This is a genomic window from Qipengyuania sp. HL-TH1 (genome assembly GCF_036365825.1).
In the GTDB taxonomy this organism is placed as follows: domain Bacteria; phylum Pseudomonadota; class Alphaproteobacteria; order Sphingomonadales; family Sphingomonadaceae; genus Qipengyuania; species Qipengyuania profunda.
This window is the reverse complement of record NZ_CP142675.1, coordinates 1292078-1307092: the sequence shown is the minus strand read 5'-3', so window position 1 is coordinate 1307092 and position 15015 is coordinate 1292078. Positions and strand designations below refer to the sequence as shown.

The window sequence follows — 15015 nt, the reverse complement described above, 5'->3', positions numbered from 1 at the left end:
CACGAAGTGGTGGAGGGGCACCTTCACCGCTCGGGCAGGTCGCTCGCTCGGGCGTCGCATATGTCCAGCAAGCGGGTCATCGTCGCTTCGATATCGTCTATCACCGTGGCGGCGGGAATCCGCGTGGTTGCGATTCCCTGCGAGCGCAGGAACGCCGATTTGGCCTGATCCCTTTTTATCGTTTCCGCGCTGTCATGCGTCCAGCCGTCGATCTCGATGGCGAGCCGCAGCCGCGCGCAATAGAAGTCGATGATGTAAACGCCGGCAGGATGCTGGCGGCGGAACTTGTGACCGCGCGGGCGGCCGCGAAGATGTCGCCAGAGAATTCGTTCGGGCACCGACATTTCGCTGCGTAACTGCCGTGCACGTTTGACCGTTTCCCGTGGCCCTGTGATCACAGGATGTGCCCCTCCACCGCCTTCGGCGGTCCCCCTCCCCAGGGTGGGGAGGGTGTCATAGCAAACGCATCTGTCCGCCCAGCGCGGGTGGCCTGAACTGCGTGCAATCCAGCTCGAACTTCGCCTTGCCCATTCCGGCGCGCTTGCAGGCAAGGCGGAAGCGCGCGCGGAAGAGGTCGGCCCACACGCCGGTGGGTTTCATGCGCGTGTTGAAATCGGGATCGTTGTCGCGTCCGCCACGGATCGAACGGACGATGCTCATCACCTTGTCACCGCGCTCGGGATAATGGACCGATAGCCATTCGCGGAACAGCGGGGCGACCTCATGCGGCAGGCGCAGCGGGATCCAGCCGACGCTGTCGACCCCGAGCGCGGCGGCGCGCTGGACAATTTCCTCCATGAACTCGTCGGTAATCGCGGGAATGATCGGCGAGACCGAGCAATGCGTCGGGACCCCCGCCGCGGCCAGCCTGCCCAGCGCCTGCAGCCGCTTGGCCGGGGCCGCCGCGCGCGGTTCGAGTTTGCCCGACAGTTTCGGGTCGAGCGAAGTGACCGAGATCGCCACGGCCACCAGTCGCCGCTCGGCCAGTTCGGCCAGCAGGTCGAGATCGGCGAGCACGCGATCGGACTTGGTGGTGATCGTCACCGGATGACGTGCATCGAGGCACACTTCGAGGACCTGCCGCGTGATCCTGTAGCGCGCCTCGATCGGCTGGTAGGGATCGGTATTGGTCCCCATCGCTAGCGGGCGCGGGCGGTATTTGGGCTTGGCCAGCGTGGCGCGCAGCAGCTCCGCCGCATTGGGCTTGGCGAATAGCTTGGTTTCGAAATCGAGCCCGGGCGAGAGGTCGTGATAGGCATGCGTGGGGCGCGCAAAGCAATAAACGCAGCCATGTTCGCAGCCGCGATAGGCATTGACCGAACGGTCGAAGGGCACGTCGGGCGACTGGTTGAAGCTGAGGATGGTGCGCGGGAATTCCTCGGTCACCTCGGTGCGCAGCTTTACGGGTGGTCCTTCATCCTGAGAGACCAATTGCTCCATGTAATCCCGCCAGTCGCCGTCCTCCTCGCGCGTGGCGAGGCCGAAGCGCGTCGGCACCGCCGCGCCCTGTGCGCCGCGTCCTGATATGGCAGGGGCGAGTCGTCGTTCCATGTTTGAGAACATACACGGAACAAAACTAGCCTTCCATAGTCATTGCGAGCAAAGCGAAGCAATCCATCGCTCCGCTGTTCCGGGTAGCGCAAAAGTGGGAGGTGGATTGCCGCGGAGCCTTCGGCTCCTCGCAATGACTGGGTGGAGAACTTACCGCTCGCGCAGCCGCGGCATCAGTTCGACGAAATTGCAGGGGCGGAAGCGGCTGTCGAGCTGGTGGTGGAGGATCTTGTCCCACCCGTCCTTCACCGCGCCGTTCGATCCGGGCAGCGCGAAGATATAGGTCCCGCGCGCGAGCACGGCGCAGGCGCGGCTCTGGATCGTGCTGGTGCCGATGGTTTCGAAGCTGAGCCAGCGGAACAATTCGCCGAAGCCGGGAATGTCCTTGTCCTTCACGCGGTCGAGCGCCTCGGGCGTCACATCGCGCCCGGTCAGCCCGGTGCCGCCGGTGGTGATCACACAATCGATCAATTCGTCGTCGATCCAGCGATGCAGATGCGCGGCGATCTCGTTCTTGCTGTCGCGGCTGATCTCGCGCGCGGCGAGGGTGTGCCCCGCGTCCACGATCCGCGCGGCGAGAATGTCGCCCGAGCTGTCATCGGCTAGTGTGCGCGTGTCGGAAACCGTCAGCAGCGCGATACGGACCGGCTTGAAGGGCAGGCTCTCGTCGATCGCCATCAGCGCACTCCCGGGAACATCGGCCAGTCGTTTTCGGCCAGCTCCACCCGGCTGGGCGCCGCGGCATCCGCCTGGCGCAGATACATCCAGTAATTGCGCATCACGATGGCGACATAGCCGCGCGTCTCCCAATAGGGGATCGATTCCATATACAGCAGCGGGTCGCCCTGGTCACGGATCTCGCTTTCCCAGCGCGAAACCGGCGAAGGCCCGGCGTTATAGGCAGCCATGACCTTGGGCAGACGGCCCTGCGTGTAGCTCGAACTGCCCAGCGATTCGAGCGTGCGCTGCCCGAAGGCGAGATTGACTGCCGGGTCCTTGAGATCGGCATTGCTGCTCATGTTGATCGAGGCGGCATATTCGCGCTGCGTGATCGGCATGATCTGCATCAGCCCGATCGCGCCCGCGGGGCTGACCACGCGTTCGCGGAAATTCGATTCCTGCAGCGCATGCGCGAAGGCCAGCGCCGGGTCGACGCGCCAGCCGCCCACCGGGGTGCGGAAGGTGACGGGGTAGCGCAGGCTCGGGTGTGCGCCTTCGCCGCGCGGCGCATTATAGGCCATGAAGGTCTGCGCATCGGTCAGCCCGAGTGCGCGCGCCAGCCGCGAAAGCGCGCCGTAATCGTCGGGGTCGCCCGTGCGGACCAGCCAGGTCAGGTCGCGCTCGGCTTCTTCGCGCCGGCCGATCTCGGCCAGCATGACCGCCTGCCGCGCGGCTTCCGCGTCGCGCAGGCGCCGCCAGTCGGCTTCGGTCAGATCGGGCTGCGCATGCGTGCGCGGAAGGTCGCGTCCCATCTGTTCATGCGCGAGCATTCCGTAGAGCGTTTCGGGAAAGCGGGCCGCGCCGCGCAATTGTTCGTCGGCCTTTTCGGGAAAGCGGCAGCGGATCAGTGCACGGCTGGCCCAGTAATGTGCCGCGGCGGCGAGATTGGGGTTGACCGCACCCGCGGCGCTGCGCTGGAAGGCTTCGGCGGCCTTGTCGCAATCGCCCAGCCGCCAGGCGGCGAGGCCCGCGGCCCAATCGCCTTCCGCGACCCAGGCTCCGCTGCCGCCGTCGCGCACGGTATCGGCCAGCGCCCAGGCCTGCGCGTCCTGGTTCTCGATGTAATAGCTCCACGCGACCCGGTAGCGCCATTCGGCGCGCGCCTGCGAACTCAGCGTCGCGTCCACTCCGTCGAGCAGCAGGCGGGCACCATCGGGATCGTCATTGGTGATCCGTTCGAGGATCGCCGCCTTGACGCTTTCGGGCATCGTCCCGTCATTGATCGCGCTGGGCCGGATCCGCTTGGTCGAACCGGGCTGGCGCACCAGATTGCGCGCGCGCGGCAGGCTGGGCGGATTTTCGAGACCGCGGGTTAGCCCGAGCCGGACGATCGCCTCGGCCTCGGGGAGGCGTGCATAGCGGTCGAGCCAGCTTTCGATCCGCCCGAGTTCGATCCGCGGGCTTTCGGGGTGGAGATAATAGCTCGCCAGCGCCGCGCCGTGCAGCGGCCCGTCCGCGCGGCCCGCCAGCATGACCTCGACCCGGTCCCAGTTGCGGCTGTCGATCGCTTCGAACAGCGAGCCGTAAAAGGCGCGGTCGTCGCTCGACAGCAATTGCGGCAGTGCAGCGGAATGCGAGCGGGTGAAATATTCGACGCTGCTCTGCTGCGCGAGCGCGGGCGCGGCGGGCAGCGCGGCGGCGAGGATGGCGGCGAGGGTGAGGGGGAGGGGGCGAATGGTCATTGGGTCCAGTCCAGCCAGCGGTTCCAGAAATTCTCGCGCCGCGCAGCCGAGCGCGCGAGGTTGCGCAGGTCGGGCGCGGCGAGCAGCGGATGGGGCTTGCCCGCGCAATCGAGCGACAGGGGCTCGCGCGCGCGTTCACGCGCAATGCCGAACAGTTCGAGCTGTGCGCGTCCGAACAGGAGCACGCGCTGCGGCGCGGCCAGCGCAATATGATGCCGCGCTACCTCGCCCAGCCCGCTGGCGGCCAGCCGCGTCCAGTCGGGCATGGCCGTGGGCACGGGGAGCGCGCTGGCGACATAGACCTCATGCGCTGCCAGGCCCATCGCGCGCAGCATCGCCTCGGCGAATGCGCGCGCCCCCCGCTCAGCACGCCGTCGGCATCGTCGTCGAACGGCTGGGGCAGCAGCACCATAAGCGCGGCACCCGCGACCCCGCGCGGCGGGACGCGCCGGTCGAGCGCACCATCCGCCAGCGAGGGCGCCGTCATCCACCATTCGCGAAATTTTTCGAGCGTGTCGGGCAGTTCGGTCCGATCGATGCCCGAGGCCGTTCCGTCGGGCTGCGCGAGTGCGCGCTCGAGCGCGGTCTTGCGTATGATCGGCGGCGGGGCGGGCGGCGGGGGAGCCGCTACGGCATCGTCGCTCTTGGGTTCGGCCAGCCAGCCGCTGGCCTCATCGGCGAAATCGGCATCGACGCCGGCCTCGCGCCACCAGTCGAGCGCACCTTCGAGGCTCGCGAGCGCTGTAAAATCGCGCGGGTTCGGCGGGTCGGCGTGCATCATTCCTCGAAGCGCAGGTCTTGACCTCAATAGCGCCACCAATCAAGGCACTCGCACAAGTTACGCGACGAAAAGAGAGAGTCATGAGCGAACGCGAATCGATGCCCTGCGACGTCGTCATCATCGGCGGCGGTGTCGCCGGCCTGGCGGCAGCAATCCGGTTGAAGCAGATCAACGAGGACCTCGAGGTCGTGGTGCTCGAAAAGGGCAGCGAAATCGGTGCGCACGTGCTGTCGGGCGCGGTGGTCGATCCCCGGGCACTGGACGAATTGCTGCCCGAATGGCGCGACATGGACTGCCCGATGGCGGAAACCCCGGTAACCGAGAACCACCACTGGGTGCTGTCGGCAACCGGCCAGTCGGACCTGCCCGAATTCCTGCTGCCCCCCTTCATGGGCAATCACGGCAATTACACCGGGTCGCTGGGCAATCTGGCGCGCTGGCTGGGCGAACAGGCCGAGGGCCTGGGCGTGATGGTCTTCCCCGGCTTCCCCGCCGCCGAAGTGCTATTCGACGAGCAGGGCGCGGTTACCGGCGTGGTGACGCAGGACATGGGCATCGCCGAGGATGGCTCGCAAAAGGGCGATTACCAGCCGGGGATGGAGATCCACGCGAAATACACGCTCTTCGCCGAGGGTGCGCGCGGCAATCTGACCAAGAAGATGAAGGCGAAATACGACCTCGAGGCCGATTGCGAGCCGCAGGTCTACGGCCTCGGCATCAAGGAACTGTGGGATATCGACCCCGCCAAGCACGAGCCCGGCCGCGTGATCCACACGCAGGGCTGGCCGCTGAGCGAGAGCGGCACCTGGGGCGGCGGCTTCCTCTACCACCAGGCCAATGGCCAGGTCGCGCTCGGCTTCGTCACCGCGCTCGATTACAAGAACCCCTACGTCTCGCCCTACCAGGAATTCCAGCGCTGGAAGCACCATCCGGCGATCGCGGCGATCCTCGAGGGCGGCAAGCGCGTCGCCTATGGCGGCCGCGTCATCAACGAGGGCGGCTGGCAGTCGGTCCCCAAGCTGGCCTTCCCCGGCGGCGCGCTGATCGGCTGCGCCGCGGGCTTCGTCAACGTCCCGCGGATCAAGGGCAGCCACACCGCGATGAAGAGCGGCATGCTGGCGGCCGAGAGCATCGCCGCGGCGATTGCCGGCGGCGCCGAGCATAGCGAGCTGATGGATTACGACGCCGCGGTCCGGTCGAGCTGGATTGCCGAAGAGCTCAAGAAGGTGAAGAACGCGCAGCCCGCGGTGGCCAAGTGGGGCGAAGACCTCGGCACGGTGCTGGCGGGCATCGACATGTGGATGCGCACGCTGAAGATCGGCCTGCCGATCACGATGAAGCACCACCGCGATCACGAAATGCTCCAGCGCGCCGACTTGCACCAGAAGATCGCCTATCCCAAGCCCGACGGGAAGCTGAGCTTCGACAAGCTGACCAATGTCGCCTTCAGCTACACCAACCACGCCGAGGACCAGCCGGTCCATCTGAAGGTGTGCGACTGGGAGCTGCAGAAGACCAGCGAACTGGCCGAATACGACGGCCCTTCGAACCGCTATTGCCCCGCAGGCGTCTACGAATGGCTCGCCGACGAGGACACGGGCGAGATGAAGTTCCAGATCAATTCGCAGAACTGCATCCACTGCAAGACCTGCGACATCAAGGATCCGAACCAGAACATCGAATGGACCACTCCCGAAGGCGGCGGCGGCCCGAACTATCCGAATATGTGATCGCCGGCGTCGCTTGCTCTGTCATTGCGAGGAGCGAAGCGACGCGGCAATCCACGGTAGCGCCCTGGATTGCTTCGCTTCGCTCGCAATGACGAGGGAGCCTATGCGTGGCCATTGCTGAGACCGCATACGCCAAGATCAATCTCGCGCTGCATGTCCGCAGGCGGCGCGAGGACGGGTATCACGAGCTCGAGACGCTGTTCGCCTTCGTCGATGCGGGCGATGTGCTGACCGCGACCACCGCGGCGCAGGACAGCGTGCGGGTGCTCGGGGAATTTTTCGGGGGGCTCGACAATCCCTTCGACAACCTCGTCGCCAAGGCGCTGGGCAAGTTTCCACGCGCCGAGGGGCTGGCGGTGACGCTTGAGAAGAACCTGCCTGTCGCGGCGGGGCTGGGGGGCGGGTCAGCCGATGCGGGCGCAGTCTTCCGGATGATACGCGAGCGCTATGGTTTGCCCGAGGACTGGCACGCGCGCGCCGCCGCGCTCGGCGCCGATGTGCCCGCGTGTGTCGAGAGCCGCACCTGTATCGGCCGCGGGACCGGAACCGAGCTCGAAGCGGTGGACGACAGCCTAGCGGGCACCCCCGTGCTGCTGGTCAATCCGCGCATACCGCTCGCCACCGGTCCGGTGTTTGCGCATTGGGACGGCAGCGATCGCGGTGCGCTGCCAAAAGGCGATGCCCACACCATTGCGCTTGAGGGGCGCAACGACCTCGAAATTCCGGCCATTTCGCTGTGTCCGCAGATCGCCGGCGTGCTCGCCGCATTGCGCGGAACCTCGCCCGTGCTCGCCCGTATGTCAGGCTCCGGCGCGACGTGTTTTGCGCTGTTCGACAGCGACGCCGCGCGTGACGAAGCCGCGGCACGCATCGCCGCCGAGCATTCGGGCTGGTGGCAGCTGAAGGGATCCCTGCGATGATGATCGACAATCTGCCCTACCGCCAGGTCGGCACCGAGGACCTGCGGCCCGGCGGCCTGCTGTGCGTTGCCGATCACGCGTCGAACTTCGTTCCCGAAGACATCGAACTGGGCATCGATCGCAAACTGCTCACCGAGCATATCGCGGTCGATATCGGGGTCGAGGGGATCGCCGACCGTCTTGCCCGCCGCCATGGCATGCCCGCGCATATCGCCTGCGTCAGCCGGCTGGTGTGCGACATGCACCGCAAGGAAGACGAAGCCGCGGTCGTCCCGGCGACCAGCGACGGCCATCTGATCCCGGGCAATATCGGCGCGAATATCGAGGCGCGGCTCGACCGCTTTCATCGTCCCTATCACGCGGCGCTCGCCGATCTTGTCGCCGAGGCGAAACCCAAGCTGCTGGTCGCGCTGCACAGTTTCACCCCCAGCCTCGCCACCAGCGACGAGGAGCGGCCGTGGGAAGTCGCGCTGCTTTACAACCAGGACGATCGCGCGGCCCGCCATGCGATCCGCCTGTTTGGCGAGCAGGGCCTCAATGTGGGCGACAACCAGCCCTATTCGGGCAAGCAGCTCAATGCGACGATGGACCGCCATGCCGAAGCGCACGGCATCCCCTATTGCACGATCGAGATCCGCCAGGACCAGATCGCCAACGAGGCCGGTCAAGCACGCTGGGCGGTGATGATTGCCGATGTGATGGGCCGCGTCGCGCTGGAGTTCTGAGCTGGTCCTTTCGCCTGTTGCGGGCGGAGGCGGTGCCGCTTTTCCCTCGCCAAGACGCGAAGGCAGATTTTCTCCCGCTTTCCCGTCATCCCCGCGAAGGCGGGGATCCAGCTGACGTGGCGTTAAAGAACGAAGGGCATCTGGGCCCCTGCCTGCGCAGGGGCGACGCGGCGGCTGCGGGCCCGAGGGTTCCTCCGCGCCACAGCGCGCAAATCCCGCATCTAGCTTCGCGTAAAGATTTTCCGCTTCGACCCGCACTCCCGATCCTCTAGTCTGCCATCCTCCCCGAAGCCGACCGGACCAATATCATGCCCGCCTATCGTTCCCGCACCACCACTCACGGCCGCAACATGGCCGGCGCGCGCGGATTGTGGCGCGCCACGGGCATGAAGGATGGCGACTTCGGCAAGCCGATCATCGCGGTCGTGAACAGCTTCACGCAGTTCGTGCCGGGGCACGTCCACCTCAAGGACCTTGGCCAACTGGTCGCGCGCGAGATCGAGGCGGCGGGCGGCGTGGCCAAGGAATTCAACACCATCGCGGTCGATGACGGTATCGCCATGGGGCATGACGGCATGCTCTATTCGCTGCCCAGCCGCGACCTAATCGCCGACAGCGTCGAATATATGGTCAACGCGCATTGCGCCGATGCGATGGTCTGCATCTCGAACTGCGACAAGATCACGCCGGGCATGCTGATGGCCTCGATGCGGCTCAACATTCCCAGCGTGTTCGTTTCGGGCGGCCCGATGGAAGCGGGCAAGGTCGTGCTCAAGGGCAAGGAAGTCGCGCTCGACCTCGTCGATGCGATGGTCGCCGCCGCCGACGAAAGCTACACCGACGAGGAAGTCACCGCGATCGAACAGAATGCCTGCCCGACCTGCGGATCATGCAGCGGCATGTTCACCGCTAATTCGATGAATTGCCTGACCGAGGCGCTCGGGCTTTCGCTGCCCGGCAATGGCTCGACGCTGGCGACGCATGCCGACCGCAAGGGCTTGTTCGAACGCGCCGGGCGGCTCGTGGTGACGCTGGCCAAGCGCTATTACGAAGAGGATGACGAAAGCGTCCTGCCGCGCACGATCGCCGGGTTCGAGGCGTTCGAGAATGCGATGAGCCTCGATATCGCGATGGGCGGATCGACCAACACGGTGCTCCACTTGCTCGCCGCCGCGCATGAAGCGGGGGTGGATTTCACCATGAAGGATATCGACCGGCTGAGCCGGCGGGTGCCCTGCCTGTCCAAGGTCGCGCCCGCGAAGAGCGATGTCCATATGGAGGACGTTCACCGCGCGGGCGGGATCATGTCGATCCTCGGCGAGCTCGAGAAAGCAGGGCTGCTGCACACCGCGCTCCCCACGGTGCACAGTCCGACGATGGGCGATGCGCTGGACGATTGGGATATCGGCCGCACGCATAACAACAAGGTGCGCGAATTCTTTGCTGCCGCGCCGGGCGGGGTGCCGACGCAGACCGCCTTCAGCCAGGCGCGCCGGTGGGACGAACTCGATCTCGACCGCGAAAACGGGGTGATCCGCAGCGCCGAGTATGCGTTCAGCAAGGATGGCGGGCTCGCGGTGCTTTACGGCAATATCGCGCGCGACGGCTGCATCGTGAAGACCGCGGGCGTCGATGAAAGCATCCTCGACTTCTCGGGTCCGGCGAAGGTTTTCGAAAGCCAGGACGATGCGGTGACCGCGATCCTCACCGGGCAGGTGGTCGAAGGCGACGTGGTGGTGATCCGCTACGAAGGACCGCGCGGCGGGCCGGGCATGCAGGAAATGCTCTATCCGACCAGCTATCTCAAATCGAAGGGGCTGGGCGCGGCCTGCGCCTTGCTGACCGACGGGCGTTTCTCGGGGGGCACGTCGGGCCTGTCGATCGGCCATGTCTCGCCCGAGGCGGCCGAAGGCGGCGCCATCGGCCTGGTCGAAACCGGCGACAGGATCGAGATTTCCATTCCCGAGCGCTCGATCAACCTCGCGGTGGCAGACGAAGTGCTGGCCGAGCGCCGCGCCGCGATGGAGGCCAGGGGCTGGGCACCGGCCAAGCCGCGCGAGCGCCGCGTCTCGCCCGCGCTCGAAGCCTATGCCGCGATGACCACCTCTGCTGCGCGCGGCGCGATCCGCGACGTTTCGCAGATCAAGCGCGGCTGAGGCTTGCTCCGCGCCCTCGCGCATGGCAGCGGCGGGGCATGGCAATTTTACGGCGCTTCCTCCCTGTGCCGGTGCTGGCGCTGATGGCGCTCGGCGCCTGCGATCTTTCACCCCCTATCGATACCGAGGGTGGCACGCCCGTCGCCTGCGCCCTGCGCGGGGCGAGCGATTATGCGAGCGAGTGCCGCCTTGTCGAAATGGACAGGGGCGTCGAACCCTATTTCGTCATGCACCATCCCGATGGCGGCTTCCGCAAGTTAGCCAGCGCCGATACCCCGGCGGGGCTGGTCGAATTCGACGGCGCGCAGCGCGCCGAGAGCCAGCGGGTAGGCGATGAGATCGTCCTCTCCATTGGCGACGACCGCTACCGCTGGGAGGCACCAGGCGATGAATGAGCCGATCCTCACCGTCGCGCAGATGCGCGCCGCCGAACGCGCGGCGATGGCTGCGGGGACCAGCGAATGGGAATTGATGCAGCGCGCGGGCGAGGGCGCGGCGCAATGGGTCACGCGGGTCGCCGCGGGACGACCGGTGACCGTGCTGTGCGGCCCGGGCAACAATGGCGGTGACGGCTATGTGATCGCCGAAACCCTCTTGCGAAACGGGACCACGGTGCAGGTGATTGCACCGGTCGAGCCTGCCACCGATACCGCGCGCAAGGCGCGGACGCAGTTCGGCGGTACCGTCTCCGCGGAGGCAGCGCCGCGCCATCCGGTCGTAGTCGATTGCCTGTTCGGATACGGTCTAACGCGGCAGGTCGAGGGTGTATTTGCCGCTTTACTCGAACAAGTCGGCACAAGAGACTGTTATAGAATAGCAATCGATGTGCCGAGCGCAGTTTCCAGCGACAGTGGCGAAGTGCTCGGACCGCTGCCGCAGTACGATATGACGCTGGCGCTGGGGGCATGGAAGCAGGCCCATGGACTGATGCCCGCGATGGCCGCGATGGGCACGCGGAGGCTGGTTCCGATCGGACTCGACCTCGGACCGGTCTCGACCGGTTTCTCGTCGCGGCCGCATCTGGCGGTACCTTCGCCCGATGCGCATAAATACCGCCGCGGACTGCTCGCGATCGTGGCGGGCGCGATGCCCGGCGCACCACTGCTGGCCGCCGAAGCGGCGATGCGCGCCGGAGCGGGCTATGTGAAACTGCTCAGCGAGCATTCGCACCCCGACGCGCCGGCGGAACTGGTGATCGAACAGGGCAATTTCGCAGGAAACCTTGCCGATGAGCGGATTTCGGCCTTGCTGGTCGGTCCGGGATTGGGGCGCAATGATGATGCTCGGGGGCGCCTCGCCAAGGCCCTCAAACAGCGGCTGCCTGTCGTACTCGATGCCGATGCGCTGCACTTGCTCGGCCCGGATATGCTCGAGGGAGCCGACGTCACGACGGTTTGCCTCACCCCGCATGAGGGCGAACTCGCCAAGCTCTGCGACGCTTTCGGCGTGAGTGCTGACGGCAAGCTTGCACGCACGCGACGCCTTCGTGACGTCACCGGCATGACCGTTCTTGCCAAGGGCCCCGACACGATCCTCGCAAGTGACGTCATGACGCACTTCTTCCCGCGCGGGTCGAGCTGGCTTTCGGTAGCCGGCACGGGCGATGTCCTTGCCGGGATCGTCGCATCACGGCTTGCGGTGCATGGCGACCCGCAGCGCGCCTGCGCCGAAGGCGTATGGCTCCACCAGGAGGCGGCGCGGATCGCATCACCCGCTTTTTCGGCCGGTGGCCTTGCCCATGCGGTCAAACCGGCCATGGCGTCGTTCCTGTGAGCGAAATCGAGATCATCCAGCGCATTGCCGCGCGCGGCGACGGCATCACCGCCTCGGGCCGTCATGTCGCGGGCGGCGTCCCCGGCGACCATGTCGCGCCCGATGGCACGCTGACGCCGGGGCCGCATCATGTCGCCCCGCCGTGCCGACATTTCCCGACCTGCGGCGGCTGCCAACTGCAGCATGCCGACGAGGAGGCGCTGCGCCAGTTCGTCACCGACCGCGTGGTCCATGCCGCCGAGGGGCAGGGCATCGCGCCGGAAACGCTGCTCGAAACGCATCTGTCGCCGCCCCGGTCGCGCCGCCGGGCGACACTTCACGGCTTGCGCACGGGGCGCAGTGCGGTGCTGGGCTTTCGCGAGGGCGGCTCGCACCGCATCGTCGATATGCGGGAATGCCATATCCTGACGCCCGAACTCTTCGCGCTCGTCGCTCCGCTCAGGGCGCTGATCGCCGCGCATGGCGGGCGCCAGCCGGTCGATATCGAGCTGACGCTGGCGGACCAGGGTATCGATTGCCTGCTCAAGGGCATTGCAGCCGAGGGACTGGCCGCGACCGAGGCGCTGCTCGATTTCGCGCGTGACCACGCGCTCGCGCGGCTCTCGCTCGATAGTGGCTTCGGGCCCGAGACGCTGTGGGAACCCGAACCGCTGACGGTTTCGCTGGGTGCGGTCCCCGTCCCGTTTCCGCAGGGCAGCTTCCTCCAGCCAACCCCCGATGGCGAGGCCGTGCTGATCGAGGATGCACGCGAGTATCTTGCCGGGGCGGAGACGATTGCGGACCTCTTTTCCGGCCTCGGCACCTTCGCCTTCGCGCTGGCCGGTCCGCGCAAGGTCCTCGCGGTCGAGGCGGCGCGCGAGCCGCATCTTGCGTGCAAGACCGCGGCCAATATGCGCGGGCTCCCGGTGCTGACGCTGCACCGCGACCTGTTCCGCAACCCGCTGCAAAGCGACGAGGTGAGCCGGTTCGGCGCGGTCCTGCTCGATCCACCGCGCGCAGGCGCACGCGAGCAGGTGGCGCAGATCGCCGCGAGCACCGCCTCGCGGGTGGTCTATGTCAGCTGCAATCCGGCAAGCTGGGCGCGCGATGCCAAATTGCTGGCCGAGGCCGGGTTCCGGCTCGAAACGCTGCGTCCCGTCGGCCAGTTCCGCTGGTCGACGCATGTCGAAGTGACGAGCTACTTCACCCGCTAGCGGCGCAACGTCTCGAGGATGCGGCTGCGCAGCCAGGCGCGCGCTTCCACGCTCGAATAGGCATGGTCGGCGCCGGGGCAGCGCGCGATCCGCGTATCGTCGGCGTCCCAGCGTTCGGCAAAGACCTGCGCGGTCCGGTCACCATCCGCGAGCAGAAATTTCACCGGTCCTGTAAACCCGGCAAGCCCGGTCCGCATCTTGTCTGCAAGCGAGGAGGACTTGCTGCGGGGCCGTGCCGCCCGGACCATCCCTTTGGCGAGCTTGCCGAGGTCGACCCGGCCTGAAACAAGCCGTGCAAGTTCCCGTGGATTCTTGAGTTTTTCGGCATAGCGCGAACGGACTGCGGCAGGGGGCGGAATGTCGTCCTCGCCGTCTTCCATGGTCCACGGGTTGCTCAGCACCAGCGCATCGCATTCGGCGCCGCTCGCCAGCATCAGCGCCGATGCGGCATCGCAATTGCCGAACCCGGTCACCCGCTGGACCTGCGGCGCAATTGCCCGAAACGCGAGAAGAGCGGCCGCTATATCCTTGCTCGACTTGCGGAAATCCCGATTGTCGCCCTCACTGTCGCCGATCCCGCGTCGGTCGAAGCGGAACACGGGAAAGCCCGCCGCGGCGATCGTCGCCGCCAGCCGTGCCTGGCCGTTGAAGGCGCCCGCGCGGATCTCGTTGCCGCCGCTGACCATGAGCAGCCCGGTCGTTCCCGGTGCGCTGTCGAGCGTCGCGGCGCAGCGCACGCCCTGGCATTCGAAGGTGAGGTGGAGGCGAGTCACAGGCCGTGGATGCCAATCGCGACGATCGCTGCGAGCGCATCGGCTTGCTCGGGGTCATCGTCATTCTCGGCGCGCAGCCACAGCGGTTGGCCCCCGACATCGGAATGTTCGATGACGATTTGCGCGCCGGTGGGCGTCGCTTCCTCCGCTTCGAGCTCGCGGACAAGCTGTGCGCCGAGCGGCCATCCGGCCAGTTCGATGCCTTCGGTCCGCGCGGTCTCGAGCAGCCCGTCGGAGGTCTCGTCACGCCCCGCTTCGCGCGCCGCGATAATCCGCGCGCGCAGCAGGCTGCGCAGGACTTGGCGGGGTTTGACCGGGGCATAGAGCCATCCCGGAATATCGCCGGGCACCAGCCACCCGCCGGAGCGGATCGCGAGGACGTGCGTCGCGCGAAAATGCGTCGCTGCTGCCGCCACGGCGGCGCGCCATTGGCCCAACGTCTGCTGCGTAAGATCGGCCGTGCTCTCATTGCAGCCGGGCAGGTCGGGGAGGAAGCAATCCACCTCGCGAGAATCGATCCTGCGCATGATTTCAAATATTTGATGTCGGAACTTGTTGGCTTCATCGAAGAGCGGCGGGATCACCAGCAGGCGCTGCGCCCGCGCGGCATCGAAGCCGAGTACCATTTCCTCGCCCATGCGGCCATTCGGCAGCGGACAAGGCCATGTGGCATACATGGTCGAGGTCAGACCCCGATGGCCTTGGCTTCGGCAAAGACGAGCAGGCCGCCGTAGCTTTCGAGCATTTCGCCATCGACGTCTTCATCGTCGATAACGATATCGAGCCGGTCTTCCATTTCGGTGAACAGGCCCGCGACAGCCATTGAATCGAGTTCGGGGAGATGACCGAACAGGCCGGTGTCATTGTCGAAACCGTCGACCTGTGCCTGGTCCAGTCCGAGGACGTCGCGCAGAATCCCGCGCAGCGTCTGATCGATCTCGCTGCGGCTCGGCCCGGTCGGCGCGGCATGTGCGGTCTCGGCGGTCATTCCTGCGGCTTCCCCTGCGTTTG

At 66.7% G+C, this 15015-nt stretch carries 16 protein-coding genes; 7 read left to right on the top strand and 9 right to left on the bottom strand.

Annotation, left to right across the window (positions count from 1 at the left end; genetic code table 11):
* Positions 1-23 precede the first annotated feature (23 nt).
* The 6 genes from VWN43_RS06980 to VWN43_RS06955 form a co-directional block, all read right to left on the bottom strand.
* The gene (locus VWN43_RS06980) at positions 24-398 is read right to left on the bottom strand and encodes an endonuclease domain-containing protein (protein WP_320180104.1); all 375 of its coding nucleotides are present in this window, start codon (positions 396-398) and stop codon (positions 24-26) included.
* 55 nt (positions 399-453) lie between these two features.
* Positions 454-1551 (bottom strand): PA0069 family radical SAM protein, encoded by a 1098-nt coding sequence (locus VWN43_RS06975; RefSeq protein WP_320180105.1) that lies wholly within the window; start codon positions 1549-1551, stop codon positions 454-456.
* Positions 1552-1701: 150 nt separating this feature from the next.
* Positions 1702-2229, bottom strand: a complete 528-nt coding sequence (gene moaB, locus VWN43_RS06970; RefSeq protein WP_320180106.1) for a molybdenum cofactor biosynthesis protein B — start codon at positions 2227-2229, stop codon at positions 1702-1704.
* Positions 2229-3953, bottom strand: a complete 1725-nt coding sequence (locus tag VWN43_RS06965; RefSeq protein WP_320180107.1) for a lytic transglycosylase domain-containing protein — start codon at positions 3951-3953, stop codon at positions 2229-2231. The genes moaB and VWN43_RS06965 overlap by 1 nt, the downstream gene beginning before the upstream one ends.
* Entirely contained in the window at positions 3950-4219 is a 270-nt protein-coding gene (locus VWN43_RS06960; protein ID WP_330768471.1) for a hypothetical protein, read from the bottom strand. The genes VWN43_RS06965 and VWN43_RS06960 overlap by 4 nt, the downstream gene beginning before the upstream one ends.
* The gene (locus VWN43_RS06955) at positions 4174-4734 is read right to left on the bottom strand and encodes a hypothetical protein (RefSeq protein ID WP_330768470.1); all 561 of its coding nucleotides are present in this window, start codon (positions 4732-4734) and stop codon (positions 4174-4176) included. Before VWN43_RS06955 ends, VWN43_RS06960 begins: the two co-directional genes overlap by 46 nt.
* Positions 4735-4814: 80 nt before the next feature.
* Between VWN43_RS06955 and VWN43_RS06950 the strand changes: the two genes are divergently transcribed.
* The 7 genes from VWN43_RS06950 (at position 4815) to VWN43_RS06920 (ending at position 13231) form a co-directional block, all read left to right on the top strand.
* Positions 4815-6464 carry an electron transfer flavoprotein-ubiquinone oxidoreductase gene (locus tag VWN43_RS06950; protein WP_320180110.1) on the top strand — a complete coding sequence of 550 codons (1650 nt, stop codon included), beginning with the start codon at positions 4815-4817 and terminating at the stop codon, positions 6462-6464.
* 107 nt (positions 6465-6571) lie between these two features.
* A complete protein-coding gene (locus VWN43_RS06945) occupies positions 6572-7384 on the top strand; it encodes a 4-(cytidine 5'-diphospho)-2-C-methyl-D-erythritol kinase (protein WP_320180111.1) in 813 nt (270 codons plus the stop codon).
* Positions 7384-8109 carry an N-formylglutamate amidohydrolase gene (locus VWN43_RS06940; RefSeq protein ID WP_320182112.1) on the top strand — a complete coding sequence of 242 codons (726 nt, stop codon included), beginning with the start codon at positions 7384-7386 and terminating at the stop codon, positions 8107-8109. Before VWN43_RS06945 ends, VWN43_RS06940 begins: the two co-directional genes overlap by 1 nt.
* Before the next feature lie 308 nt (positions 8110-8417).
* Positions 8418-10265 carry a dihydroxy-acid dehydratase gene (gene ilvD / locus VWN43_RS06935; protein WP_320180112.1) on the top strand — a complete coding sequence of 616 codons (1848 nt, stop codon included), beginning with the start codon at positions 8418-8420 and terminating at the stop codon, positions 10263-10265.
* A gap of 38 nt (positions 10266-10303) precedes the next feature.
* Positions 10304-10660: a hypothetical protein gene (locus tag VWN43_RS06930; protein WP_320180113.1), complete on the top strand. Its 357-nt coding sequence runs from the start codon at positions 10304-10306 to the stop codon at positions 10658-10660.
* Positions 10653-12038 carry an NAD(P)H-hydrate dehydratase gene (locus tag VWN43_RS06925; RefSeq protein WP_320180114.1) on the top strand — a complete coding sequence of 462 codons (1386 nt, stop codon included), beginning with the start codon at positions 10653-10655 and terminating at the stop codon, positions 12036-12038. Before VWN43_RS06930 ends, VWN43_RS06925 begins: the two co-directional genes overlap by 8 nt.
* Complete coding sequence (locus tag VWN43_RS06920) at positions 12035-13231, top strand: class I SAM-dependent RNA methyltransferase (protein ID WP_320180115.1); 1197 nt, start codon at positions 12035-12037, stop codon at positions 13229-13231. The genes VWN43_RS06925 and VWN43_RS06920 overlap by 4 nt, the downstream gene beginning before the upstream one ends.
* On the opposite strand, the gene VWN43_RS06915 is transcribed toward VWN43_RS06920, so the two are convergent.
* From VWN43_RS06915 to VWN43_RS06905, 3 genes are read right to left on the bottom strand one after another with little or no spacing between them, the layout of a single operon-like run.
* Positions 13228-14004 (bottom strand): hydrolase 1, exosortase A system-associated, encoded by a 777-nt coding sequence (locus tag VWN43_RS06915; RefSeq protein WP_320180116.1) that lies wholly within the window; start codon positions 14002-14004, stop codon positions 13228-13230. The two genes, VWN43_RS06920 and VWN43_RS06915, sit on opposite strands and share 4 nt — an antisense overlap.
* Positions 14001-14642, bottom strand: coding sequence for an alpha/beta hydrolase family protein (locus VWN43_RS06910; protein WP_320180117.1), 642 nt, complete (start codon positions 14640-14642; stop codon positions 14001-14003). Before VWN43_RS06910 ends, VWN43_RS06915 begins: the two co-directional genes overlap by 4 nt.
* A 47-nt stretch (positions 14643-14689) precedes the next feature.
* Complete coding sequence (locus tag VWN43_RS06905; protein ID WP_320180118.1) at positions 14690-14992, bottom strand: phosphopantetheine-binding protein; 303 nt, start codon at positions 14990-14992, stop codon at positions 14690-14692.
* Positions 14993-15015: the final 23 nt, after the last annotated feature.